Annotated in this window: 26 protein-coding genes; 6 read left to right on the forward strand and 20 right to left on the reverse strand. The window is 70.4% G+C overall.

The window, feature by feature from the left end:
• Positions 1 to 3 precede the first annotated feature (3 nt).
• From ACN9MP_RS18560 to ACN9MP_RS18570, 3 genes are all read right to left on the reverse strand, one after another.
• A complete protein-coding gene (locus ACN9MP_RS18560; RefSeq protein WP_426322658.1) occupies positions 4 to 984 on the reverse strand; it encodes a Gfo/Idh/MocA family protein in 981 nt (326 codons plus the stop codon).
• A gap of 154 nt (positions 985 to 1,138) precedes the next feature.
• Entirely contained in the window at positions 1,139 to 1,972 is an 834-nt protein-coding gene (locus ACN9MP_RS18565) for an EamA family transporter (RefSeq protein WP_426322660.1), read from the reverse strand.
• 80 nt (positions 1,973 to 2,052) lie between these two features.
• A complete protein-coding gene (locus ACN9MP_RS18570) occupies positions 2,053 to 3,321 on the reverse strand; it encodes a serine hydrolase domain-containing protein (protein WP_426326124.1) in 1,269 nt (422 codons plus the stop codon).
• Between the two features lie 79 nt (positions 3,322 to 3,400).
• Between ACN9MP_RS18570 and ACN9MP_RS18575 the strand changes: the two genes are divergently transcribed.
• Entirely contained in the window at positions 3,401 to 3,751 is a 351-nt protein-coding gene (locus ACN9MP_RS18575) for a DUF2470 domain-containing protein (protein WP_426322662.1), read from the forward strand.
• 47 nt (positions 3,752 to 3,798) lie between these two features.
• A complete protein-coding gene (locus ACN9MP_RS18580) occupies positions 3,799 to 4,452 on the forward strand; it encodes a heme oxygenase (biliverdin-producing) (protein ID WP_426322664.1) in 654 nt (217 codons plus the stop codon).
• A gap of 33 nt (positions 4,453 to 4,485) precedes the next feature.
• On the opposite strand, the gene ACN9MP_RS18585 is transcribed toward ACN9MP_RS18580, so the two are convergent.
• On the reverse strand, positions 4,486 to 5,850 hold the full coding sequence (locus ACN9MP_RS18585; RefSeq protein WP_426322666.1) for an ATP-dependent DNA helicase: 1,365 nt from the start codon (positions 5,848 to 5,850) through the stop codon (positions 4,486 to 4,488).
• A 147-nt stretch (positions 5,851 to 5,997) separates the two neighbouring features.
• Between ACN9MP_RS18585 and ACN9MP_RS18590 the strand changes: the two genes are divergently transcribed.
• Complete coding sequence (locus ACN9MP_RS18590) at positions 5,998 to 7,152, forward strand: hypothetical protein (RefSeq protein ID WP_426322668.1); 1,155 nt, start codon at positions 5,998 to 6,000, stop codon at positions 7,150 to 7,152.
• 105 nt (positions 7,153 to 7,257) lie between these two features.
• Here ACN9MP_RS18590 and ACN9MP_RS18595 read toward each other — a convergent pair whose 3' ends face one another.
• The 3 genes from ACN9MP_RS18595 to ACN9MP_RS18605 form a co-directional block, all read right to left on the reverse strand.
• Positions 7,258 to 9,261, reverse strand: a complete 2,004-nt coding sequence (locus tag ACN9MP_RS18595; protein WP_426322669.1) for a cytochrome c oxidase assembly protein — start codon at positions 9,259 to 9,261, stop codon at positions 7,258 to 7,260.
• Between the two features lie 78 nt (positions 9,262 to 9,339).
• Positions 9,340 to 9,627 carry an HU family DNA-binding protein gene (locus ACN9MP_RS18600; protein ID WP_045301792.1) on the reverse strand — a complete coding sequence of 96 codons (288 nt, stop codon included), beginning with the start codon at positions 9,625 to 9,627 and terminating at the stop codon, positions 9,340 to 9,342.
• Positions 9,628 to 9,838: 211 nt separating this feature from the next.
• A complete protein-coding gene (locus ACN9MP_RS18605) occupies positions 9,839 to 10,426 on the reverse strand; it encodes a TetR/AcrR family transcriptional regulator (RefSeq protein ID WP_426322670.1) in 588 nt (195 codons plus the stop codon).
• Positions 10,427 to 10,527: 101 nt separating this feature from the next.
• On the opposite strand from ACN9MP_RS18605, the gene ACN9MP_RS18610 reads away from it, so the two are divergent.
• Positions 10,528 to 11,400 carry an alpha/beta hydrolase gene (locus ACN9MP_RS18610; RefSeq protein WP_426322671.1) on the forward strand — a complete coding sequence of 291 codons (873 nt, stop codon included), beginning with the start codon at positions 10,528 to 10,530 and terminating at the stop codon, positions 11,398 to 11,400.
• A gap of 169 nt (positions 11,401 to 11,569) precedes the next feature.
• Here the strand turns inward: ACN9MP_RS18610 and ACN9MP_RS18615 are convergent, their stop codons facing one another.
• The gene (locus tag ACN9MP_RS18615) at positions 11,570 to 12,670 is read right to left on the reverse strand and encodes an alpha/beta hydrolase (RefSeq protein WP_426322673.1); all 1,101 of its coding nucleotides are present in this window, start codon (positions 12,668 to 12,670) and stop codon (positions 11,570 to 11,572) included.
• Between the two features lie 112 nt (positions 12,671 to 12,782).
• Here ACN9MP_RS18615 and ACN9MP_RS18620 point away from each other — a divergent pair, with 112 nt between their 5' ends.
• Positions 12,783 to 13,649, forward strand: a complete 867-nt coding sequence (locus tag ACN9MP_RS18620) for a potassium channel family protein (RefSeq protein ID WP_426322674.1) — start codon at positions 12,783 to 12,785, stop codon at positions 13,647 to 13,649.
• A 107-nt stretch (positions 13,650 to 13,756) separates the two neighbouring features.
• Here ACN9MP_RS18620 and rpsN read toward each other — a convergent pair whose 3' ends face one another.
• The 6 genes from rpsN to ACN9MP_RS18650 form a co-directional block, all read right to left on the reverse strand.
• Complete coding sequence (rpsN, locus tag ACN9MP_RS18625) at positions 13,757 to 14,062, reverse strand: 30S ribosomal protein S14 (RefSeq protein WP_426322675.1); 306 nt, start codon at positions 14,060 to 14,062, stop codon at positions 13,757 to 13,759.
• A 3-nt stretch (positions 14,063 to 14,065) separates the two neighbouring features.
• Positions 14,066 to 14,236, reverse strand: a complete 171-nt coding sequence (gene rpmG, locus ACN9MP_RS18630; RefSeq protein ID WP_018173550.1) for a 50S ribosomal protein L33 — start codon at positions 14,234 to 14,236, stop codon at positions 14,066 to 14,068.
• Entirely contained in the window at positions 14,236 to 14,472 is a 237-nt protein-coding gene (gene rpmB, locus ACN9MP_RS18635) for a 50S ribosomal protein L28 (protein WP_013584774.1), read from the reverse strand. Before rpmB ends, rpmG begins: the two co-directional genes overlap by 1 nt.
• A gap of 608 nt (positions 14,473 to 15,080) precedes the next feature.
• Positions 15,081 to 15,758, reverse strand: a complete 678-nt coding sequence (locus ACN9MP_RS18640) for a DNA-3-methyladenine glycosylase (protein WP_426322677.1) — start codon at positions 15,756 to 15,758, stop codon at positions 15,081 to 15,083.
• Between the two features lie 201 nt (positions 15,759 to 15,959).
• Complete coding sequence (locus ACN9MP_RS18645; RefSeq protein WP_426322679.1) at positions 15,960 to 16,790, reverse strand: hypothetical protein; 831 nt, start codon at positions 16,788 to 16,790, stop codon at positions 15,960 to 15,962.
• Complete coding sequence (locus ACN9MP_RS18650; protein WP_426322680.1) at positions 16,787 to 17,152, reverse strand: PadR family transcriptional regulator; 366 nt, start codon at positions 17,150 to 17,152, stop codon at positions 16,787 to 16,789. The genes ACN9MP_RS18645 and ACN9MP_RS18650 overlap by 4 nt, the downstream gene beginning before the upstream one ends.
• Before the next feature lie 73 nt (positions 17,153 to 17,225).
• Between ACN9MP_RS18650 and ACN9MP_RS18655 the strand changes: the two genes are divergently transcribed.
• Complete coding sequence (locus ACN9MP_RS18655) at positions 17,226 to 18,863, forward strand: MFS transporter (RefSeq protein ID WP_426322682.1); 1,638 nt, start codon at positions 17,226 to 17,228, stop codon at positions 18,861 to 18,863.
• Between the two features lie 22 nt (positions 18,864 to 18,885).
• On the opposite strand, the gene ACN9MP_RS18660 is transcribed toward ACN9MP_RS18655, so the two are convergent.
• From ACN9MP_RS18660 to ACN9MP_RS18685, 6 genes are all read right to left on the reverse strand, one after another.
• Positions 18,886 to 20,337, reverse strand: a complete 1,452-nt coding sequence (locus tag ACN9MP_RS18660) for a hypothetical protein (RefSeq protein WP_426322683.1) — start codon at positions 20,335 to 20,337, stop codon at positions 18,886 to 18,888.
• Positions 20,327 to 21,115 (reverse strand): TIGR03943 family putative permease subunit, encoded by a 789-nt coding sequence (locus tag ACN9MP_RS18665; protein WP_426322685.1) that lies wholly within the window; start codon positions 21,113 to 21,115, stop codon positions 20,327 to 20,329. Before ACN9MP_RS18665 ends, ACN9MP_RS18660 begins: the two co-directional genes overlap by 11 nt.
• Positions 21,108 to 22,046 carry a permease gene (locus ACN9MP_RS18670; RefSeq protein WP_426326126.1) on the reverse strand — a complete coding sequence of 313 codons (939 nt, stop codon included), beginning with the start codon at positions 22,044 to 22,046 and terminating at the stop codon, positions 21,108 to 21,110. Before ACN9MP_RS18670 ends, ACN9MP_RS18665 begins: the two co-directional genes overlap by 8 nt.
• Positions 22,047 to 22,173: 127 nt before the next feature.
• Positions 22,174 to 22,587: a Fur family transcriptional regulator gene (locus tag ACN9MP_RS18675; RefSeq protein ID WP_426322687.1), complete on the reverse strand. Its 414-nt coding sequence runs from the start codon at positions 22,585 to 22,587 to the stop codon at positions 22,174 to 22,176.
• 9 nt (positions 22,588 to 22,596) lie between these two features.
• On the reverse strand, positions 22,597 to 23,472 hold the full coding sequence (locus ACN9MP_RS18680) for a metal ABC transporter permease (protein WP_426322689.1): 876 nt from the start codon (positions 23,470 to 23,472) through the stop codon (positions 22,597 to 22,599).
• Positions 23,469 to 24,305: a metal ABC transporter ATP-binding protein gene (locus tag ACN9MP_RS18685; RefSeq protein ID WP_426322691.1), complete on the reverse strand. Its 837-nt coding sequence runs from the start codon at positions 24,303 to 24,305 to the stop codon at positions 23,469 to 23,471. The genes ACN9MP_RS18680 and ACN9MP_RS18685 overlap by 4 nt, the downstream gene beginning before the upstream one ends.
• Position 24,306 lies beyond the last annotated feature (1 nt).

A 24,306-nucleotide genomic window follows, 5' to 3' on the forward strand; every position in this document is an offset into this window, starting at 1 on the left:
CGCTCAGCCGGTGAGGGCGGCGGCGCGCCAGTCCGTGAGCACTCGGGCGGCCGCCCGCGTGTGGGCCCAGGGCATCTGCGGCACCTCCAGGCGGCCTTCGGCGACGGCGAGCGACAGCGCATCCGCTTCCGCGGCCATGGGCTGCACGACCGGGAGCTGGATCGTCCGCTCTTCTCCGCCACGGCGGACGATGATCTGCGACGGACTCTCGGTGCGGCTGCCCCACACGTTCGGGAGCACCACCTCGGCGTCGGCGAACCGCAGCACGCCGACGTCGGAGAGGTCCTCGATGACCGACGTCGCAATCGCGGCGGTGAACGCACCGAATTCCAGTTCGGCGCGGGCGGTGCCGTCGACAGCGCCGGCCAGCTCCGCCTCGAACGCCCGGTACTCGGGGTCGATCGGCTGCCCCGCTGCCGCCGCGAGGTCGATCGCGAGTGCGAGGGGGTAGCAGCCGACGTCGAGGATCGCGCCTCCTCCCACGGCCGGATCGAACAGACGCCCTTCGCGCGTTCCCGCGTCGAAGCCGAAGGCGCCCTCGAACCGCTCGGGCGCCCCGAGCTCGCCGCCCGCCGCGAGATCTCGCAGCGCGTCGGCGAAGGGGCCGAACCGCGTTTTGAACGCCTCCAGGAAGGGTCGCTGCGCGCGCTGGGCCGCCGAGAGGATCCGCTCGACCTCGTCGATCGTCGGGCTGGCCGGCTTCTCGCACAGCACCGCCTTGCCCGCTTCGAGTGCACGGATGGCGAGGTCGGCGTGCGTGGTGTGGACGGTGCCCACGTACACCGCGTCGACATCGTCGCGCGCGAGGATGTCGTCGTAGGTTCCGGATGCCTCGGCGCCGTGCTCTGCCGCGAAAGCCGCGGCCCGCTCCGCCGACGAGCTGCCCACCGCGTGCAGCACGCCGCGCTCCGAGGCTCGCAGGCCGACCACGAAATCCCGGCTGATCGCTCCCGGCCCGAGCACGGCCCACCTGGTCTGCGTCATGGCCCCGATGCTATCGAGCCGGCGGCGATTCAACGCGAGACCGCACATCAGCACCGCGCACCGCCGGGTTCCGGTGCTATCACGCGTTCTCGTCCGCCGGAGGCGAACCAGCCGCGGCTCCGGACCCGTGATGAGCGGATGCTGCGAACCGCCGTCAGGCGACGGGCTCGGCCGCTTCGCGCGCGGCGACGGCGGACGAGCGGACCGCGCCGATGCTCGCGGCGATGACCAGCGCGACGCCGGCGACCTCGAGCCACGTCATATGCTGGCCGAGGAATATGAAGCCCGCGAGGGCAGCCGTGGCGGGCGCCAGGCTCATGAGGATCGCGAAGACGGCGGCCGGAAGCCGGCGCAAGGCGATGAGCTCGAACGCATAGGGAATCGTCGACGACAGGATCGCCACCGCCGCCCCGAGCGCGACGATCTCGAGGCGCAGGAGGGCGGTTCCGGCATCCGCGATCCCCAGCGGCAGGGCGATGATCGCACCGAACGCCATCGCGAGCGCGAGCCCGTCGAGCTTGGGAAAGGCGCGGCCCACCCGCGCCGACGCCAGGATGTAGAACGCCCAGCTGGCGGCCGCGCCCAGCGCGAAGAGCACGCCGATCGGGTCGAGGCGGTCCCACCCGCCCCCACCCAGTGCGACGACCCCGGCGAGCGCGAGCAGCGCCCAGAGCCAGGCCGACGCGCGGCGGGCGGCGACGATCGAGAGCACGAGCGGGCCGAGCACCTCGATCGTCACCGTCACGCCCAGCGGCAGGCGCTCGAGCGCGAGGTAGAAGAGCGCGTTCATGAGCGCCAGCACGAGGCCGAAGAGGGCCACCGCGGTCCAGTCCGTGCGCGAGTGCCCGCGCAGGCGCGGCCGGGCGATCGCCAGCAGCACGATCGCCGAGAAGACCAGGCGCAGCATCACCATGCCGAGGGGACCCACCTGCGGGAAGAGCAGCACGGCGAGCGAGGCGCCGACCTCCTGGCAGGCGAGCCCAGCCACGACCAGGAAGATGGCGGGTGTCGTGCCGGTACGCGCGTGCGCCCCCGAGGACGCGGCACCGCCCGAGCCGGCTCCCCGGTTCACTCGGAGGCCGGCGGCGTGCACACCGCCGAGACGGCGATCGCCTCGTGGTACTGCTCAGCCGTCCAGGGCAGCCCCGCCTCGGGCACCGTCTCGCCGGCGGCCGCCGGAGCCTTGGACGCGATCGCGGCGAGCTCCCAGGCGAGGTACTCACCCACCGAGCCGTCGATGAACGAGTTGTTGAGCACGACGGCCACCGTCAGCCCGGTGCCGGGGTCGGAGAACGCGGCCGTGATGTAGCCGGGCACCTTGCCGTACTGCCCGATGAGAGATCCCGCGAGCAGCGCACCGCCGTCGGCGGAGTACCACGTCGGCCCGTCGACGGTGACCGGCACCGGCGCACTGAATCGGTCGTCGTCGTGGACGAGCGCGCCCGTGGCGAGCGCCTTGACGTACCGGCCGAGCTCATCGATGTCGGTGACGACGCCGGCATCGGTGAAGCCGCTGCTCGACGACGCCTTCGTCAGGTCCACGGGATGGGCGCAGTCCAAGGCGCCCTCGGCGTCCGTGACCGATTGGCCGCCGGCGAACGCTCCGGACGACGGCAGCTCGCCCAGGGCCGTGACCTCCAGCCCGAGCGGCTTCGCGACATACCTGCGGATCAGGTCGGCAGCGGTCGAGTCGGTGGCGCGCTGCAGCGCCAGCCCGAGCAGCACGTACCCCGCATCGGAGTCGCGGTAGGCAGCGCCCGGCTCGGACGTCCGGGGCTGACCGAGCCCGAAGCTCGCGAGGTACCGGGGATCCCATACGCGCGCGGGGTTCGTGATCCACGACGACGAGAGCTGGCCCGCGTACGAGCCGATGCCCGACGTGCCGTCGCACAGCTGCAGCAGCGTGACGTCGGCGATGTCGGGCACGCCGGAGACGTAGGTGGAGATGCTGTCGTCGAGCTTCACCTTGCCCTCCGCGGCGACCTGGAAGAGCACGTCGCACGTCATGGCTCGTGTCACCTTGCCGGCGCGGAAGACCATGTCCTTGGTCACGTCTCCGCCGCCGTCGGGCCGCTGGGTGCCGAGGCCGGTGACCCAGCTGCCGCTCCACGGCGCCCACACTCCGACGATCGCCCCGGACGACCCGGTGGTGCCCATGGCGTGGGTGACGGCATCCGTCAACTGCTTCACGGTCTCGTCGGGGAACGACCCCGTGGTCTGCGCGGGGACCTCGGCGTCGACCTGTTCGCCGAAGGAGCAGCCTGCGAACAGCAGCGCAGACGCGACGGCGCCGGCGATCACCGCGATGGCGCGGCGATGTCTGGATCGGGTCCGCATGCTCACCCCCCGATGATCGTGCAATGAATTCAAACACACCACCGCCGATTGCGGCGCAGGCCGTCCGTAGGGTTGACGCATGACCAGTGCTTCTGCAACGGGCCGCGGACCCGTCTTCGACGAGGCCGCCATCGCCGGCGTGCTCGGCCATATGAACGGAGACCACGGCGCCGACAATCTGCTGATCGCGCGGGCATTCGGCGGCGAGGCGGGAGTGACGGATGCCGCGATCACGGCGGCGCGCATGATCAGGTTCGACGGCGACGGCGGCCTATGGGAGGCGACACTCGACGACGGTTCGACCGCGGAGATCACGGTTCGATGGCCCTCGGGACCGATCTCGGAGCGGCGCGAGGTGCGGCGCGAGATCGTCGCGCTCTACGACGAGGCGTGCCGGCGGACGGGTATCGAGCCGCGGCCTCACAGCTGAGCGCACTCTCTGGTTAGGTTGGCCTAATCTTCAGTTAGCATGAAGGAATGAGCGACCCGATCCCGTTCTCCGCTGCGCTCCGCGAGCGCTCCAGCAGCTCGCACTCGTCGAGCGAGCACGCCGGGTTCATGGCCGACCTCATGACGGGTGAGGGCACTCGCGACGACTATGTCGCCCTCGTCGTGCAGCACTGGTTCATCTATGAGGCGCTCGAGCGCACGGCGGGTCAGATGCGCAACGACCCGGTCGCCTCGGTGTTCATCTCCGACAAGCTCACGCGGCTTCCCGCTCTCGAGGCGGACCTCGAGTTCCTCGTCGGCCCCGACTGGCGCGGCCGCATCGCGCCGCTGCCCACCACCCGCCGCTACGTCGATCGCATCAACGAGGTCGGTGCCACGTGGGCGGGCGGCTTCGTCGCCCACCATTACACGCGGTACCTGGGCGATCTGTCGGGCGGGCAGTTCATCGGCCGGCTGATGTCCCGCCGCTTCGGCTTCGAGACGAACGGCATCGGCTTCTACATCTTCGACGACATCGCCGACCCGAAGGGCTTCAAAGAGGTCTACCGCGAGCAGCTGGACGCCGCGCCGTGGGATGCCGCGGAGCAGGAGCGCGTGATCGAAGAGGTGCTGCTCGCCTACCGTTTCAACACCGAGCTCTTCGAGGACCTCGCCGACGCGAAGGCCGCACAGGTCGCCTGAGCCGCGCCCTCCCGTCCCGTGGCGCGGGGTGCGTCAGGCCGCCGGCATCCCGCGCACCGCCGACGCCATGAACCGCCGCACGTCGGGGTCGACCTGGATGTCGCGGGGCCGCAGCGGCCGCGACAGGTAGAGCCCGTCGAGCGACGTCAGGCGCGACAGCGCGACGTAGGTCTGGCCGGGCGCGAACGCACCCGAGCCGAGGTCGATGATGGCGCGGTCGTAGGTCTTGCCCTGGGACTTGTGGATCGTCACGGCCCACGCCAGCCGCAGCGGGAACTGGGTGAACTCTGCCACGATGTCGCGGGTCAGCTGCTTCGACCCCGGGTCGTACGAGTAGCGGTACTTCTCCCACACCGAAGGCTCGACATCGAACTCCTCGCCCTCGACGTCCACCCGCACGGTCTCTCCGGCGATCCGCGTGACGGTGCCGATCGTGCCGTTCACCCAGCGTGGCGGCTCGCCGAACGAGCCGGTGTCGTTGCGCAGGAACATCACCTGCGCCCCGACCTTCAGCTTCAGCTCGATGTCGGCGGGGTAGGCGGCATCCCCTCGTCCGAAGTCGCCGTTCACCTCCGCCATCGCCGTCTGCTCGCGGCCCACCAGTTCGCTCAGGTGCCGCCGGTTGATGTTGTTGACGATGTCGTTGCGCGTGGCGAGCGTGATGATGGGGTGCTCGCCGTCGACCGGATGCGGCGGCGTCCGTGCCCCGGTGTCGTTGAGGATCTGCGCGATGTCGGAGGTCACCCGTCCGTACCGCACCGCGTTGAGCATCGCCTTGAAAGCCGGGTCCGACTGCCGGTGGATGTCGACCAGCTCGCGGATGTTGAGGTCGGCCCCGTACGTGCCCACATCGAGGATGCCGTCGGTCGCGGCCTCGCCCACCCACACCTTCGCGTCGAAGAACCAGAACGAGCGGTAGTGGTCGCGCACGTACCGCAGCTCGTCGCCGCGCGGCGGGACGGGAGCCAGCTGGTACGGGTCGCCGAACATCACGATCTGCGTGCCGCCGAACGGCTCACCCCGGCGGCCGCGCGCCTTGCGAAGCGACCGGTCGATCGCGTCCATGAGGTCGGCGTTCACCATGGAGATCTCGTCGATGACGAGCGTGTCGATGGCGTTGAGCAGCTTGCGGGTGGCGTCGGACTGGTCTTCGTCGTGGGCGCCGATGATCCCCAGCGGCAGCTTGAACAGCGAGTGGATGGTCTGACCCTCGACGTTCAGGGCCGCCACCCCCGTCGGCGCGCACACGGCGATCTGCTTGTTCGTGTTCCAGGCGAGATGCTGCAGCAGCGTCGACTTGCCGGTGCCGGCACGGCCGGTGACGAAAACGTGCTCCCGGGTGTCTTCGATCAGACGGAACAGCGCCTCCTGCTCGGCGGACAGTGACGGGATGTTCACCGATTCATGCTAACGAGCGGATGCTGCCTCCCGCGTCCGCGCGCCATGATCGGTGGACTGGTCCCGGTGACGCGCCCGTTTGAAACGGGGAGTCTCATAGGCGGCGTCCACAGCGCCTTCCCGGCAAGGCGTTTCTAGACTGGGCGCGTGGACCAGGGGGGCGTCGGCACCGGATCCGGTCGCGCGAGCGCGCCGCCGGCCGCACTCGCGACCCCCGAACCCGCCGTCGAGAAGCCGGCGTCGCAGGTGATCCAGCCGCCGCCCAAGCGGCGCCGCAGCCTCGCCCTCGACCTGACTCTGCTCGGCATCGTGGGGGTTCTGCTGATCGGCGCGGCGTTCGCAGCGTGGTCGGTGATCGAGCGCCAGTTCTACAGCCCGTCCGCCTTCGTCGAGCGCTACGTCGCGCTCCTCGCCGAGGGACGCGCCGCCGACGCCCTGGCCGTGCCGGGCGTCGCGGTCAGCTCGGTCGAGCTGGCGGAGGCCGGGTTGCCGCCCACGGCATCCGAGGCGCTCCTGCGCAGCGCCGCGCTCGCGCCGCTCAGCGACGTCCACGTCGTGTCGCAGGAGCAGGACGGCGACATCACGCGCGTCACGCTCGCGTACGAGGCCCGCGGCTACGACGGCACGACCACCTTCGCGGTGGAGCGCGACGGCTCGATCGGACCGGCCCCGACCTGGCGCTTCGCCAAGAGTCCGCTCGCAGTGATGAACCTCGCCGTCACCGGGTCGATGGTCTTCGACGTGAACGGCTTCGAGATCGACAAGCGCCAGGTATCGCCCGAAGGCGCCGAGGCCGACCCGGCCGCCCCGGTGTCGCTCCTCGTCTTCTCGCCCGGCCTGTACTCGGTCTCGGTCGACACCCCCATCTCCCGCACGCCCGGCGTGGCGGTGCTCTCCGACAGCCCTTTCCGCGCCATCCCCGTCAACGTGCAGGCCCAGCCGACGGAGGAGTTCCTGCGCGTCGTGCAGCAGAAGGTCGAGGAGTTCCTCACCTCGTGCGCGACGCAGGAGGTGCTGCAGCCCAGCGGCTGCCCCTTCGGCTTCTTCGTCCTCGACCGCATCGCGTCGCTCCCCCAGTGGTCCATCGTGCGCCAGCCGACGGTCTCGGTCGAGCCGAACGGCGCCGATTGGTCGATCCTCTCGGCCGAGGCCGTCGCCCACATCGAGGTCGACATCCGCTCGCTCTTCGACGGGCGGGTGCGGCCCGTCAGCGAGGACGTGCCCTTCATCGTCAAGGGCACCATCAGCGTCGGGGCCGATGGCACGGCGACGATCACCGTCACGGGCCCCGACACCAACTGACCAGCGGCCCAACCGCGCGCGTATCAGAGGAGATCTGCCGGATCGAGGTCGGAATCCGCGCTCCGGCCCTCAGATGTGCCGATCTCCTCTGTCATGCAGCCGTACTCAGCGGCCGCGCTGAGCTTGCTCGCTCGCCTCGGCCCTCGCGTCGCGGTCTGCGAGCGCAGCCAGGTGAGCGTTGTAGGCCTCCAGCTCGGCATCGCCGGTGCGGTCGGCGTGGCGGTCGCGGCGCTTCGTCTCGCGGTCGTCGCTGCGGCTCCACTGGATGGCGACGGTGATCGCGAGGATGAGGGTGGGGATCTCGCCGATCGACCAGGCGATGCCCCCGCCGGTGTATTGGTCGTCGAGGGGCGTGGCACCCCAGGTACGGCCCATCGACCCGAACCACTCGGCGATCATCAGGCCCTCCTGCATCATGATCGCGATGCCGAAGAACGCGTGCATCGCCATGACGCCGATGAGCAGCAGCAGACGGCCCGGGTAGGGGAGGCGGTAGGGCACCGGATCGATGCCGACCAGGCTCATCACGAACAGGTAGCCCGTGATGAGGAAGTGCGCGATCATCCACTCGTGGCCCAGGTGGTCGTACAGCGACCAGCGGAAGAAGTCGGTGTAGTAGAAGACCCACAGCGACCCGATGAAGAGCCCGGCGGCGATGAAGGGGTTCGTCAGCACGCGCGCCACCGGCGAGTGCACGGCCCACAGGATCCATTCGCGGCCGCCCCGGGTGCCGTCGTCGCGCTTGTCGATCCCTCGCGCGGCGAGAGTGATCGGTGCACCGGGCACGAGCAGCAGGGGGATCGCCATGGTCAGGAGCATGTGGCCGACCATGTGCATGCTGAACAGGTAGTCCTGGTAGACGTTGATGACGCCGCCGGTGACCCACACCAGCAGCAGCCAGCCGGCGACCCACATGATCGTGCGGTACACCGGCCAGGCGTCGCCGCGACGGCGCAGCCGCCACACACCCACCAGGTAGAAGAAGATCGCGAACCCGGCGACCGTCGCCCACAGGAGGTCGATGTTCCAGGCCGTGAACCAGCGGTCGAGCGTCAGCTCCGGCGGCAGCGGGGCGCCGGTCAGCCGCTCCGCCGGCGTCGGCGTCGCGGGGATGAGCGGCGCCACCGGCGGGGGTGTGCGCGCGAGCGCTGCCGCCGCGCCGCTCGCCACGCCCATGAGCGCGAGCTCGAAGGCGATGAGGCCCCAGAAGGCGCGCGTCGCAGCCGCCTGAAGGCGCATCTTCGCGATGAGCCGCGTGCGATACCAGGCGCCGAACAGGCCGAGCGCGATGAGCGCCAGCACCTTCACGCCGAGGATCACGCCGTACGGCGAGACGAGTGCCGACCAGTCCCGCAGGCCGATCGCGGCGCGCACCGTACCCGACACGGCGACCACGACGAACGCGGCGAGCGCGATGCTCGAGTATCGCGCGACGGTCGCCGCACTGGCCTCCCGCGACTGCAGCTGCCGCACGATCACGATGAGAAGGAGTCCGCCCAGCCACACCGCCGCGGCGAGCATGTGCAGGATCAGCGCCGTCATCGCCTCGTGGTGGAAGGCCTCCTCGCCGGAGTGCCCCTGGGTTCCCATCGGAACGAGGGATGCCGCGGCCAGCAGTGCGACGAAGAAGGCCGCGGTCCACGACCTCACGGCGAAGGTGAGCACCGTGAGCGCGGCCCCGGCGATCGTCGTGATGAGCCAGGTGCGACCCAGCTCGGTCTCGACGATGAAGCGGCCGAGCTGGGCGCCGAACTCCGGGCCGGTGCTGAGGACGGGGTTGAACGCGTCGACGAACGTGAGAAAGCCGGTGGCCGCGGCGGCCATCGTGAACAGGGCGGCAGAGATCGAAGCGGTGTCGAGGGCGGTGTCGAACTCCCGCTCGCCGGCTCGGAGCGTGAAGAGCGCCGTCACCAGGACGCCCACCATGCCGGCCGCCGACAGGTTGACGATGAGCTTCACGGTCGGCAGGCCCCAGCGCACGAGAGGCCCGGGATCGGCGATCGCCAGGGGAGCCGCCCCGCCGCCGAAGGCCAGCGCCCACACCATGACCGCGAGCGCGGCCACGACGAGGATCGCGGGCCCGGCGGCCCGCAGGGCGCGGGGGTTCACGCCCTCAAGCCTACGTTCACATGCGAAGAGGGGATGCCGCGGGTCGCGGCATCCCCCCTTCGGGAGGTCTGCGTCGGATTACTTGACGGCTGCCTTGAGCTTCGAGCCCGCGGTGACCTTGACGCGCTTGCCCGCGGGGATCTTGATCTCCTCGCCCGTCTGCGGGTTGCGGCCGGTGCGAGCCGACGTCGCGACCTGCTCGAACGCGATCCAGCCCGGGATCGAGACCTTGCTGCCGGCTGCGACGGCGTCGGAGACGGTCGAGAAGAGGGAGTCGAGCACGCCCGAGACGGCGGACTGGCTCTGGCCGGTCGCGCTCGCGATGCTCGCGACGAGCTCGGTCTTGGTGATGGTCTTGTCGGCCATTTGGTATGTCCTCCAAAGACGACGACTGCCGTCTTGTCATTGCTCGGACCGGACGGCTTCGCCCCCCGGCTGGTCCTATCGACCGGGACCGAATGTACCTGACCCGGCCGGCACATCCGCGTATTTTCGCGGTTTTCTGACGTTTAGGGCCCCGTGTCGTGTGACAGATGTGTTCTCTGTGGCCTGTGAGGTTGGATTTCGCCCACCGCGATCAGGGCCGGTGGGCGGCGATGAGGTCGTGCGCGGTGCGGGCGAAAGCCGGGCCGACGCGCTCGTGGCCGTCGAGATAGCCGCCCACCAGCGCCGCATCGCGGAGCAGGACGAGGGATGCCGCCACCTCCTCCGGGTCGCGCAGACCCGCCCCTTCGGCCAGCTGATGCAGTGTCGCCCGGAACCACTCCCGGTGGACGGCGATCAGGTCGCGCACCGGGCCGTCGTCCGGATACTCGGCCGCGGCGTTGATGAAGGGGCATCCCCGCGTGTGGCGATCCCGGATGTCCTGCTCGATCCCCGAGACGACGAGGTCGAGCAGCTCGGCGGGGTCGTCCGACGCCTGGGCGGCCTGAGCGAAGAGAGCGCGAAGGCCCTGGTCCTCGCCTGCGAGGTAGGCGAGGACGAGCCCCTCTTTGCCGGCGAACTGCTTGTACATCGTGGCGCGGGTGACGCCCGCCGCTTCGATGATCCGGTCCACACCCACGGAGTGGATGCCCTCGTTGTAGAACAGGTCCGTCGCCGCCTCCAGCAGGCGCTCGCGGGCCGATGAGGGCCGGGGGGATACCGAAGCGGTTGTCAGGGTCATGGGAATAGTCTTGCATAGATAGAACGTTCGGTCTACTATCGGTGCCACGCACCACAGACACTCCCGTCACCTCACCGCCAGACCGCTCAAGGAGCAGGAAAATGACCGCCACGTCGAAGACCCCCATCGTTCTCATCCACGGCCTGTGGATGACCCCCAAGAGCTGGGACACCTGGGCCGAGCGGTTCCGCGCCGCCGGCCACCAGGTGATCGTCCCCGGCTGGCCCGGCATCGACGAACGGTCGGTCGAAGACATCCGCCACAATCCGGAGGCGCTCAAGGGCATCGGGCTGAAGCAGATCGCCGACAACTACGAGCGGATCATCCGCGCGCTGCCTCAGAAGCCGATCATCATCGGCCACTCCTTCGGGGGAGTCCTCACGCAGATGCTCGCAGACCGCGGCCTCGGCGTCGCCTACGTCGGCGTCGCTCCGGGTCAGACCGCCGGCGTCACCGCACTGCCGCTGTCGACCCTGTGGACGGGCGCCCCGATCCTGTCGAACCCGTTCGGCATCAACGGCGCGAAGCCCCTCAGCAAGCGCCACTTCCACTTCACGTTCGGCAACGACCTCCCGCGCGAGGAGTCCGACAAGCTGTGGGAGGAGTACGCGGTGAACTCCTACAACCGCGTGTTCTTCGAGGGCGTGTCGTCGGTTCTCAACGAGAAGGGCGGCGTCACCCACGTCGACTACGGCCGCACCGACCGTGCTCCGCTCCTCGTCATCACCGGCGAGATCGATCACGTCGTGCCGCCGGCGATCGGCAAGGCCATCGTGAAGAAGTACCGCAAGACCGGCAGCCCGGCGATCGTCGAGTACAAGGAGTACCCGGGCCGCACCCACCGCCTCGTGAGCCAGGACGGCTGGGAGGAGATCGCCGACTACGCCCTCCAGTGGGCCACCACCCACCAGGTCCTCGATGCGGAGCAGGCCCCCGAGGCCGAGCCGGCGGGGGAGGCGGATGCCGCGAAGTAGGCGGACGCCGCTTCCCGGCGGCGCCGCAACTGCGGAGATCGACGCAACGTCGGGGCGCACGCGCGGGGCGGTCCGACCCCGCGTCGATCTCCGATGTTGCGGTTGCGCCAGCGGAGCGCAAAGACTGCGGTCGGAACCCCCTCCGACCGCGGTTCGTGCGCTCTCGGCGTCAGGCGTGGAGGCGCCGCAGGGCGGCCACGACGTCGTCGTGCCAGCGGCGGGCGGCGGGAAGGGCGCCCGTGAAGATGGGGGTGTCGTGGGTGACACCTTGATAGCGGACGACGCTGGCGTCCACACCGGCCTTGCGAAGCGCCGCTCCGTAGGCGTCGCCGTCGCCCCGCAGCGGGTCGAACTCGGCGGTGAGGATCACCGCGGGCGGCAGCCCGGCGTGCGAGTCGGCCCGCAGCGGCGAGGCATACGGCTCGCGGGCGTCCTGCGGCCGGGAAAGATAGGTGCGGGCGACCGACCGCAACTCGCGGGTGGCGAAGAAGCGGGGGATGCCGAGCGCGCGCATCGCCCCGAGATCGAGGTGCGCGCCGGTCAGGTCGACGACGGGCACCTCGAGCACCTGCAGGGCGAGCGGATGCCGGGCCCGATCGCGATTGACGAGCGTGAGGGCTGCGGCGAGGCTGCCGCCGGCCGAGATTCCCAGTACGCCGACCCGGCTCGGGTCGACCCCGACCTCAGCTGAGGACGCGAAGAGCCAGTCCAGCGCGGCATAGGCCTGCTCGATCTGCACGGGGAAGCGGTGCTCCGGCGCCAGGGCGTAATCGACGGCGGCGATCGCCACATGGGCGTCCACGCAGCGGCGGCGGTAGGCGGCATCCGTCGTCGGATAGTCGATGCCGCCGATGCGGAAGGCCCCGCCGAAGAACGCCAGGACGGCGGGCACGGGCGCGTCGCCCACGACGGGGGGATGGTAGATCCGCACGCGGACGGACGGATGCCCCGGCACGTCGACCTGATGCTCGGTGATGCGCACCTCCGGACCGGGCGTGCCGACGGTGCTGAGCTCGGTGCGATCCCACGCGAGGGCGGCTCGGCGGTGACGGGCGCGTGCCCGCGCGTGCGGACCGAGCGACGACTGCTTCGCGCGCGCGGCGGAGGTCTTCGCCGTCATGCCGCCTGCGGGGGCGGAAGCGGGGAGCGCGCTCCCGCGGCTGAACGGCCACAGGGCGGTGAGCCTGATGCGCACCCTGCTCAGCGCCTGGTCGAACAGGTATCTGCGGTGCACGCGCAGGCGCTCTTCGAAGAACGGATCCAGCGGCATGCCTCCATCCTCGCGCGCACGGCCGTCGACATGCCCGGCGCTTGACAAAGCCCGGAATGCCGACGCGCGAGGGCCCTGTCCGATCCCCCCGGCAGGCGAATACTGTGATGCCATGGCCGTGGTCAGCACCATCGCCGGCGTCCTCCTGATCGCCATCGCCCTGAACGACGTGTTCCACACCCTGCTGCGGCCCGCGTCCACGGGACGGCTGACGACGCTGGTGTTCCGGGGCACCTGGTCCCTGTCGCGCCGTCAGCGTCCGCTTCCCGTCGGGGGACCACTCACGATCCTCGCGACGATCGGCGTGTGGCTGCTCCTGGTCACTTTCGGCTGGGCGCTGATCTACCTGCCGCACCTTCCGGACGGCTTCGCGTACAGCGGCGTCGACCCGGCCGACTACAACACCTTCCTCGAGGCTCTCACGTACTCCCTCGTCGCTCTCACGACCCTCGGGCTGGGCGACATGGTGCCCGCGGAGCCGCTGATACGCCTGCTGTCCCCTCTCGAGGCCCTGACGGGTTTCGCCCTGCTGTCGGCGTCGGTGTCGTGGTTCGTGCAGCTCTATCCCGCGCTCGCGCGTCGGCGCGCGCTCGCCGTCGAGCTGACGGGCCTGCACGCAGCGGGACTCAGTGCCCTGCCGCCGACGGTCTCACCGGAATTCGCGGCATCCGTCATCGCGTCCGTCACGCGCGCAGTCTCGGAGCTGACAGCCGACCTCGTCCAGAACACCGAGATCTTCTACTTCACCGAGCGCGACGAGCGCCTCTCGGCGGCGCGGGCGAGCGGTTACGCGATGGAGCTCCGCGACGCGGCGCTCCGCTCGAGCCATCCCGACGTGCACGCCGCGGGCATGCTGCTGTCGCACGTGCTCGACGAGCTCGCTCGCGTTCTGACAGACCAGTATCCGCACGTCAGCGGCGAGTCGACCGACGACGTGCTGCGCGCCGCGGCCGGCAGCCATGGGCATCCGCTGTCCTGACCGAGAACGGGACGGATGCTGCGCCCCAGGGCATGCGAAAGGCCCGAAGTTCCGAGGAACTCCGGGCCTTCTGGACGGGCTCGGCGGTCACCGAGCCTGTCGAAGTGTTACCAGCTCGACTTGGTCACGCCGGGCAGCTCGCCACGGTGGGCCATGTCGCGGAAGCGGACACGCGAGATGCCGAACTTCGTGAGGACACCGCGGGGGCGACCGTCGATGACGTCGCGCGAGCGCAGGCGGACCGGCGACGCGTTGCGGGGCAGCTTCTGCAGACCCACGCGAGCGGCTTCGCGCTCCTCGTCGCTGGACGTCGGCGAAACGAGCGCCTTCTTCAGCTCGGCGCGCTTGGCGGCGTAGCGGTCGACGACCTCCTGGCGCTGCTTGTTGCGCGCGATCTTGCTCTTCTTAGCCATGGATCAACGCTCCTCTCGGAAATCGACGTGCTTGCGGATGACCGGGTCGTACTTCTTGAGCACGATGCGGTCGGGGTTGTTGCGGCGGTTCTTGCGCGTGACGTAGGTGTAACCCGTGCCCGCGGTCGAACGCAGCTTGATGATCGGACGGACGTCCTGTGCCTTCTTGGCCATTAGAGCTTCACACCCTTCGCCTGGAGGTCACGCACGACCGCCTCGATGCCGCGAGCGTCGATGACCTTGATGCCCTTGGCCGAAACGTTCAGCTTGATGTTGCGACCCAGCGACGGAACGAAGTAGGTCTTCTTCTGCACGTTCGGGTCGAAGCGGCGCTTCGTCCGGCGGTGCGAGTGCGAGATGTTGTGACCGAAGCCGGGAACTGCTCCAGTCACCTGGCACACTGCTGCCATAGTGATGTCTCCTTAGTACCGTGGAGCCGGACGGCCCCACCCAAGATCCCTTGTCTGCACCCCGCGCCCGACCCGGCCGGTGAAGGCCCGCGATCTGGAGTGGGATACGTACTGCGTGCTGGAGTGCGCGCAGACAAAGAGACAGTCTAGCACGGAGGGCGTGTCGCACTTGCCGAGCGCATCCCACGAGCGCGCCTCGAGCGGGCGCCCGCACCGGCCCTCACCCACGCGGACAGCTCGTAGTCGGCCTCCTCGCGCAGGGCGAATCACCGGCACCGGCGACCTCCATCGCACCATATGCTCGGCCGCCCGCCGCTAGTTGGCTAGTTCAAACCGCTCCGTCGTCATCCTCATCGAGTTCGAGTCGGCCGCTGAACGTGCTCCGGGTGTGTTCGCGGTTCGAATGACGGTGCCCGCCCGAGTCGGGGACGAGCTGTGGATGGCGTGGGACGACCTGACGACCGACGTACGCAAATGGGTCACGTTGGGGATCTCGGTTCCCCTGCTGGAGACCTACGACACCACAGCTCTCGTGAACCCACCTGGTCCCCACGGCATCAGATGGCTGTCAGTGGACGGACGCACCCCAGGCTGAGGAGGGGTGCCCCTCACGTGACCGCTCCGGCTTCTCGCGCGCCGCGCCCCCACCGGAACGCCGACACCGTCGGGTCGCCGGGAATCCAGTACCGCCACGGGAACTCCGCCGTGCCGGCCACCCCTGCGACGCCCACACGTGGCCCGGTCGCCACCTCCGCCAGTGGGTCGACCAGCAGTTCGAGCCGCGCCACCGCCCCGTGGCGGGGTTCTCCGGTGATGGCGTCGATGCCGTCGTGCACCGGATGCCGCAGCCCCACGGCGTCGCCGAACCTGCCCGGTCCGCGGGCGAGGTCGCGCGGCGTCCTGGCCGCGGGCCGGCGCCGGGTCGCGGCATCCGCCCCCTCCAGCACCTGACCCGCGCGCAGCAGAATACCGCCGGCGACACCCTCCGGACCGCACACGACATTCACGCAGGAGTGGATGCCGTGGCTCAGGTACACGTAGAGGTGCCCGGGCTCGCCCCACATGGTGGCGTTGCGCGCCGTCGGGCCGCTGCGAGCGTGCGAGCCGGGATCGGGGATCGGTCCGGTGCCGAGGCCGTGGTAGGCCTCGACCTCGGTGAGCCGCACGATCACCTTCTCGCCTTCGACCACCGTGGTGAGCCGCGCACCGAGCAGGATCGGGGCGACGTCGGCGGGAAGACCGCGGAGGTCGGCGCGGGTCGCCGCCCGCCATCCGTCCCGCGTCATGCGCAGAGTCTACGTGCGCCCTCCGGCACGGGATCGGAGGTTGCGCGCGCCCGCCGCAGGCCTCCGCGGGCGCGTTCCGGCACGACGCAACGCGTCCCGGGACGCCGTGCCGAGCGGCATCCCGGGACGCGCCCCGGCGCGCACGGAGTCGAGGCCGGGGGCCTCACCGCGCCGGAGCCTGAGGCGGGTCGTGAGTCGTGCTCAGACGACCCTCGCGCGCTTGGGGGCCGGACGGGCGTGGGCCACCGTGAGGAGGATGGCGACGCCCACGCCTGCTGCCGCCAGCCACATCAGGCCCACAGGGCCGGCGCCGGAGCCGAGCCACGCGTAACCCACGACGGCGGCGCCGAGCGCGAGGCCGCCGACGGCCGACAGCGCTCCCAGCACGAGGTCGCCCTGGGCGAGACGACGCACCAGGTCCGCCAGGGCGCCGAGCTCGACGGCGATGCCGAGCACCATGATGAGCGGCGCCCACCACAGCACGGCGGGGGTCGCGGCACCCGCGACGATGAGTGCGGCCGCGGTCCGCGGCATCCGAGCCTTCAGGACGACGCCTGCGGCCAGGAGGAACGAGACGACGATGGCCTGGATGGAGCCCTCGAGATACGGCATGCCGGGCTCCAGCAGCTGGCCGAGGCCCATGGTGAAGATAACGGCCGCGAGCACGGCGGCGCCGAGCGCCCACCACCAGCGGGCAGCGAATCGGGTGACGGAGTTCATTGTCCTTGCCTTCTTGTCAGCCGGCTGACTCCGTGTCGCCGCGCGTTGCTTGTGCACCCAGAGCACGTCGGCGGGAATGCCGAGCGTGGCCCGTCGTGCGATCGAGAGCGAGACCGCGATGCGCGGCGCTCCGACCTCACGGGCGTGGGCCTGCTGCTCCCACAGGTCTGAGCGGATCTCTGCGCGTCGACGCTCGGCCGCCGGCGCGCTCACCCAACCCGTGTAGAGCTCGACCCATCCCCGGACGAGCTCGGCGGCGACACCCGTCGCCGTCGGCTCTCCGGTGTGCTCCCGGACCGGCTGCCCGGTCACGGTGTTCCCCACGCCGCTCGCCCGGACGCCTGGGGCGCCCGGGAGGAGGACTGGCGATGCTCGGCGAGCGCCACCGAGGCGGCGGCGCCGTCGATCTTGTACAGCCGGCGACGGGGCCGGCCCTCGGCGGCAGCCTCGTCGGCGTCCTCCCAGGTGCTCGTGAGGAGCCCGGCGGCCTCGAGCCGTCCCAGCGCCTTGTAGAGCGTGCCGTGGGATGTGAGCCTCCCGGTGTCGTCGCCCTGGGCCATGACCCGCGCGATCCCGAAGCCGTGGAAGGTGTCTTCTCCGCTTCGCTGCAGCTGCAGCGCGGCGTCGATGATCGCCACTTCGATCGGCAGGAGGGCGCCCGGTTTCCGTCGCATGGCTCATTTATAGGCAGATATCTTCCCATTGTCAATAGGAAGATATGAAACCGTGGCACGCTACTCTTCGCCCATGGGGAAGTGGTTCGTGCTCATCCTGCTGAGCGTCTCGCAGTTCATCATGGTGCTCGACAGCACGGTCATGAACGTCTCGATCTCGACCGTTGCCGACGACCTGGGCACCGACATCTCGGGCATGCAGGCGGCCATCACGTTCTACGCGCTCACGATGGCGGCGTTCATGCTCACGGGTGGCAAGCTCGGGGACCGCTGGGGTCGAAGCCTCGCGTTCCGGATCGGCTCGGTCGTCTACGGCATCGGGTCGCTGACGACGGCGCTCAGCCCGAACCTGACGGTGCTCATGCTCGGCTGGTCGCTCGTCGAGGGTCTCGGCGCGGTGCTCGTCATCCCGGCGATCGCCGCCCTCGCCGCCATCAACTACGAGGGCCGCACACGCGTGGTCGCCTTCGCTGTGCTGGGTGCCGTCACCGGCGGCGCGGCGGCCGCCGGCCCCCTCATCGGCGGACTCGTCACGACCTACTCGTCGTGGCGCTATGTCTTCGTGGCCGAAGCCGTCGTCATGACGATCGTGCTGCTGGTGTCGGGGCGCATCAAGGACGTCCCCGGCGACCGCACGCTGCGCATCGACCTGCTGAGCGTCGTGCTGTCGGCGCTGGGCCTGGGCCTGCTGGTCTACGGCATCCTGCAGTCGAAGACGTGGGGCTGGATCGTGCCGCTCGACCCGCCCGTGATCAACGGCCAGCCGTTCGCACCACTCGGGGTCTCGCCGGTGGCCTATCTGATCCTGCTGTCCATCGTCGTGCTGTGGCTGTTCGTCCGGCGCCAGCAGCACCTCGAGCGCACCGGCGGAGTGCCACTGCTCAAGGTGAGCCTGCTGCGCATCCCGGCGCTGCGGAGCGGCCTGACGATGTTCATGGCCCAGTACTTCGCGATCGCGGCGCTCTTCTTCGTCGTGCCGGTCTACCTGCAGACCATCCTCGGCTTCAACGCGCTGGAAACGGGACTGAAGATCCTGCCGCTGTCGGTGGGGCTCATCCTCTTCTCCATCCTCGGCTCCCGCCTGTCGACGGTCCGCTCGGCCCAGAACATCGGCCGAATCGGACAGCTGACGCTCGGCCTCGGCGTGCTGGTGGTTTTCCTCGCCGTGCAGCCCGAGCTCGCCGACTGGACCTTCGCGGCCGGCATGTTCGTCGTCGGCGCCGGCTTCGGCCTGCTCGCGTCGCAGCTGGGCAACGTCAACATGTCGGCGGTGTCGCAGTCCGACACGTCCGAGGTCGGCGGCCTTCAGGGCACCTTCCAGAACCTCGGCTCGTCCTTCGGCACCGCCATCGTCGGGTCGGTGTTCATCCTGCTTCTGACCTCGGGCTTCACCGGCGCCGTCCAGCAGAGCGAGACGCTGCCCGACGACATCCGCGACCAGGTCGTCGCGGTCGCGTCGAAGGGCGCCCCGATCATCTCGCAGCAGCAGGCAGAGGACCTGTTGACGGATGCCGGAGCCGACCCCGACTCCGCCACCGAGATCGCCCAGCTCTACGCCGACACCCAGGTCGCCTCGCTGCGCCAGTCGCTGTTCCTCGTGTTCGCCCTCACCGTGCTCGGGCTGATGCTCTCGACCGGCCTCCCGTCGCGCATCCCCGAGCCGGCCGAACGGCGCGAAGGCGCAGCATCCGGCCCTCCGCCTCCGGTGTAGCGAGCGGTCCCGATGACCGGCGTCAGCGCGGAGGCACCTGGCACCACGAGATCGAGGCCCCGTCGAGCGCAACCACGGCATCGCCGTCGGAGGCGTCGAGGATCCGGGTCTCGGGGTGTTCGGGAAGGGGTAGCTGGTACGTGTCGTACGGGTTCGTCACGGCATCCGGTGCCACCATCACGGCGACGTAGCGGGCGCTGGGCGAGACGCATACCTGGATGACGGCGTCCGTGTCGGCGATCTCGGTGAGCTCTGTCGTTCCCCCGTCGACGCCCACCCGCGCGACCGCGGAGCGTCCGGTGGGCATGCCGCCGGCGTCGAGCACCGCGGCGGTGCGGATCGTCGAGCCGTCCGGGAGCGGCGTGACCGACGTCGTGCCGCCGAGGTCGACCGCGGGAGCGATGAGGGGATCCTCGCTCGCGTCCGTCAGGTCGATCACCGACGCCGCGTCGATCCGGTCGACGACGGCCTGGCTCGATCCGCGAGCGATGCCCTCGATCTTCAGCGCTGCTCCGAGCGCGGTCGGGGCAGCGGCCGCGGCATCCGATCCCGTCAGCAGCAGCGAGCCGTCGAACGAGAGCAGGAGGATGCTGTCGGTGTCGGGCACGAACCGCCACTCCGCCACGCGGGAGTCTGATCCCTCGATCTCGATGGGGACGGGATCGGCGTCCGGATCGGCGAGCGACGCCGTGTACAGCAGGCTCTCGCGCCCGGAGTCGGCGTCGATCTCGGCATCCGAGAAGGTGTACCCGATGCGCTCGCCCCGGTCGGCGCTCTGCAGATTCGACACGAAGCCGTCGCCGGGGAGCTTGAGCTCGTGCGGGTCCTCGCCATCGAGGTCGGTGACGATGAGCCCGGCCGCATCGTCGTCGGTGCGCACCGAGACGACGAGGTGCTCACTGGTCGCGCGGAAGTCCTCGATGTGGGCGTGACGGAACACCGGAACCGCGTGCTGCCCGGTGAGGTCGCTGCGGTAGATCATGTCCTCACCGCCGGCCTGATCGGGGGCGTTCCGCTGCAGCAGGAACACCTCCGCGGGCGGAGTGCGGAACGTCTCGGTGAACGTCGCCGTCGGGCCCCCGCCGAGCGACGCGACGTCGTCGACGACGACCGTGTACTCGGTGTCGTCCCACAGCGGCAGCGTGAAGCGGACCCCCAGGCTGCGGCCGGACGTGTCGACGGCGAAGGGCGTCTCGGGCGTCACCGTCACCTGCGACGCGTCGACGTCGGCCAGCGACTGCGTGGTCGTCACGATCAGACGGGATCCGGATGCCGCGGCCGCCGCCGCAGGATCCACCGAGACGTCGGTGACACGGGGTCCCTGTGCCACGCTCGCCGCGGCGCCGCCGAGGCCCAGCACGGCGAGGAGTCCGACGACGAGCGCGAAGGCGCCCGCGAACGCACGTCCCCGGCGGCGCCGGGACCGCGCGCGGCGCGTGGCCGTACCCGGGGAGCGGGCGCCGTCAGTACTCATACGGGTCCTGCGGCTCGGCGATCTCGTCGACGGACGACGCGTCCACGACCAGCCGGCCCTCCGACGAGGAGCGCACCGTGCCGGTGATCGTCACCCACTGCCCCGTGTCGGGCGTGGAAGCGCCGCCGACGATGGGAAGGCTCGCCGGCTGCGCGTCGATGACACAGTGCGTGATGACCAGGCGCGTGAGGTCGAACGCGCCGTCGTCGCCGGGTGTCACGAAGCCGGTGAGCTCGACCGTGTCGCCGTCGAAGGCGTCGGGGTTCGTCGCCGTCGCGAAGACGGTGGCCCAGTCGCCCACCCCGAACGACGCGGTGTCGCCCGTCGAGGCGAGCTGGATCGTGTCGGCGCCGCCGAAGAGCGGCGTCGCACCGACATCGCGTGACATTGCGAGCTCGGCACTGAGCGAGGCGGGCGGCAGCACCAGCGTCAGCACGACGACACCGGATGCCGCGACCCCGCCGATCATCGTCGCCGCCACCGCCACCGGGTGCGGCGTGTGGTGCACGTACGGGTCGTCCTCGACCGCAGGTCGCCTCGCGTCGTGATCGTGATCGTGGTCGTGGCCGTGGTCGGCCTCGGCGCCGAGCGGCAGCGCGAACGACGCCACCGCGCCGACGAGCACCAGCACCGCCATCGACACCGCGAACCAGGCCGAGTCCGGGTTGATGTACAGCCCGAGCCGTCCGGTCACCGCGAGCGAGATCGTGACGACGGCGAGGATCGCGGCGAGCCCGACGCCCAGCCACCTCGTGCCGACGAATCCGGCGTTACGCAAGGAGGTTCACCGCCGTTCCGATCGCGAAGGCGGAGAGCAGCACCACGACCACGATGCCGCCGAGCGTGCGCCACGTGAAGGTCGTGCGCATGAGCGCCAGCATCTTCACGTCGACGAGGGGACCGACCAGCAGGAACGCGACGATCGAGCCCGGCGTGAAGGTCGAGGCGAACGACAGCGCGAAGAACGCGTCGACGTTGGAGCAGATCGACACGACCATGGCCAGCGCCATCATCGCGACGATCGAAAGGGCGGGGTTCGACCCGATCGCCAGCAGGGCGTCGCGCGGGATCAGCACCTGCACCGCCCCCGCGAGGGCCGAGCCGATCACGAGCGCCGGCATCACCGCGCGCAGTTCGATGACGAACTGCGCGATGGTGCGGCGGCCCTTGCCGCCGGGTTCGTGCACGACGAGCTCACAGGTCTCGCGGAAGCGATCGGTGAGCAGCGCATCGGGGGACGGATGCCGCGAATAGAGCCATCCGATGAGGTTGGCGATCGCGTAGCCGCCGAGGATGCGGGCGATGAGGATGCCGTCGCTGAAGCCGAACGCCTGGTGCGTCGTGATGATCACGATGGGGTTCACGATCGGCGCCGCGATGAGGAACGTCAGCGTCTCGGGCACCGAGAATCCGCGCATGAGCAGCCCGCGCGCGAACGGGACGTTGCCGCACTCGCAGACCGGCACGATCATGCCGAGGAGCGACAGCACGGCGCGGCGGGCCCACGCGGGCCGCGGCATCCATCTCTCGATGACCCCCGGGGGCACCCACACCTGCACGACGATCGACAGCACGACGCCGAGGGCAACGAACGGCAGCGACTCGATGAGCACGCTGATCGCGAGGGTCAGTCCGTCCTGCGCGCGTGTGGACAGGGACGCCGGGAACAGCGTCGGCGCGAGCCAGTCGATGAGGAAGAGCCCTGCCACGACGGCGACCCCGATGCCGATCCAGAGGGCCGCCCGGGCCACCGGCGACGGTTCGAGGCGGGCGGTCCGCGGCGTGTGGCGATCGGGTGCGGTGCCGGGGGATCGCTGCGACTGCCGGGGCCCGGGGTCAGTGCGGGTCACGGCCGGCGTCCCGGAGCTTCGCGCAGTTCGCGCACAGCCCGAAGATGTCGACGACGTGCTCGGCGTCGCGGAATCCGTGGCGCTCGGCGGTGCGCTTCGCCCACTGCTCGACGTCCGTCGCCTCGATCTCGACGGTCAGTCCGCAGGAGCGGCAGATCAGATGGTGGTGGTGCCCGGTGCTCGTGCACGCGCGGTACAGCGCCTCGCCCTCGGGGCTCTGCAGCGAGTCGGCCTCGCCCTGGGCGGCGAGCCCGGCGAGCGCGCGGTACACGGTGGCCAGCCCGATGCCGGTGTTCTCGTCGCGGAGGGTGGCATGCAGCGACTGCGCACTGACGAACCCGCGGGCGTCCGAAAGCGCTTCGCGCACGCGTTCGCGCTGCCACGTATTGCGCTGGGCCATCAGCCGAGTCTACCGAGGGGTCCTGAGCGACACCCGGGTGACGCTGTCGCGGCGGGCGCCGACCACCCGGCACACCACGTAGATGACGAACGAGATCGTGGTGATGTACGGGCTCACCGGCAGCGTGCCCATGATGGCGAGCAGGATGCCGCCCACGGCCGACACGAAGCCGAAGAGCGCCGAGAGCAACGGCACCGACAGCGGCCCCGAGGCGATGCGCATGGCCGCCGCCGCCGGCGTGACGAGCAGCGCCATGACCAGCAGCGCGCCGATGATGTGCACGGCGACCGCGACGATCAGCCCGAGCAGCAGCATGAACCCGAGCGACACCGCCGTGGTCGGCACCCCCCGCGCGGCCGCGGACTGCGGGTCGAGCGAGTCGAAGCGCAGTGGCCGCCAGATGAGCAGCAGGCCCAGCAGCACGACTGCGCCGATGCCGATGAGCCATCCGAGCTGCTCCGTCTGCACCGACACGATCTGGCCGGTGAGGAGACTGAACCGGTTCGCGCTGCGGCCGTTGTAGAGCGAGAGGAACAGGATGCCGAGACCCAGTCCGAACGGCATAAGCACGCCGATGATGGAGTTGCGGTCGCGGGCCTTCGCGCCGAGCAGGCCGATGATGGCGGCGGCGATGATCGACCCGACGATCGACCCGGTGACGACGTCCCACCCGATGAGGAGCGCGGCCGCCGCGCCCGCGAACGACAGCTCGCTGATGCCGTGCACCGCGAAGGCCATGTCGCGCTGCATGACGAACACGCCCACGAGCCCGCCGACGAGACCGAGCACGGCGCCGGCGCACACGGAGTTCGACACGAGGGCGAGGATCTCGCCGTAGTAGGGCAGCCCGCCGAACATCGCGTCCGCGATGTCGTTCCAGTTCATTCGTGTGCCCCGTGGTCGTGATGGTGATGGGATGCCTCGGCATCCGGTGCGCCGACGACCACCAGCCGGTCGCCCGCACGCAGCACGAAGACGTGGGCGCCGTACAGCGCGGTCAGCACGTCGGAGCGGAGCACTTCCTGGGGCGTGCCGAGCGTGAAGCGCCCGTTGGCGATGTAGAGGATGCGGTCGACCTTGCCGAGCAGCGGGTTGATGTCGTGCGTGACGAGCAGGACCGCGGCATCCTTCTCCCGGCGATGCCGGTCGATCAGGCCGATGACCGCTTGCTGGTTCGCGAGGTCGAGGCTGGTCAGCGGCTCGTCGCACAGCAGCAGGCGCGGATCGTCGGCGAGCGCCTGACCCGCTCGCAGCCGCTGCTGCTCTCCGCCGGAGAGCAGTCCGATCGGCCGGTCGGCGAAGTCGCGCGCGCCCACCGCGTCGATGAGGGCGTCCACACGGGCACGGTCTCCGCGCCGCGGGACGGGGAAGCCGAATCGGTGGCCGTCGACGCCCAGGGTCACGAGGTCGCGCCCGCGCAGCGAGGTGTCGCGAGGAAGCGGGCGCGCCTGCGGGATGTACCCGATGCTGCGACTGCCGCGCCGCCGCGCCTTCTCCGGTCGTTGTGCTTCGACAGGCTCCGCAACCGGGTGGGAGGCCACCGTGATCTGGCCGCGCGAGAGCGGCTCGAGGCCGAGGATCGCCCGCAGGAGCGTCGTCTTGCCCGAACCGCTGGGCCCCAGCACCGCGACGAGCTCGCCGGCGTGCACGTCGAGGTCGAGACCCGCCCACAGCTCGCGGTCGCCGCGCTGGAGGGCGGCGTCCCGGATGCTCAGCACC

This window comes from Microbacterium sp. E-13 (assembly GCF_049912955.1).
In the GTDB taxonomy this organism is placed as follows: Bacteria; Actinomycetota; Actinomycetes; order Actinomycetales; family Microbacteriaceae; genus Microbacterium.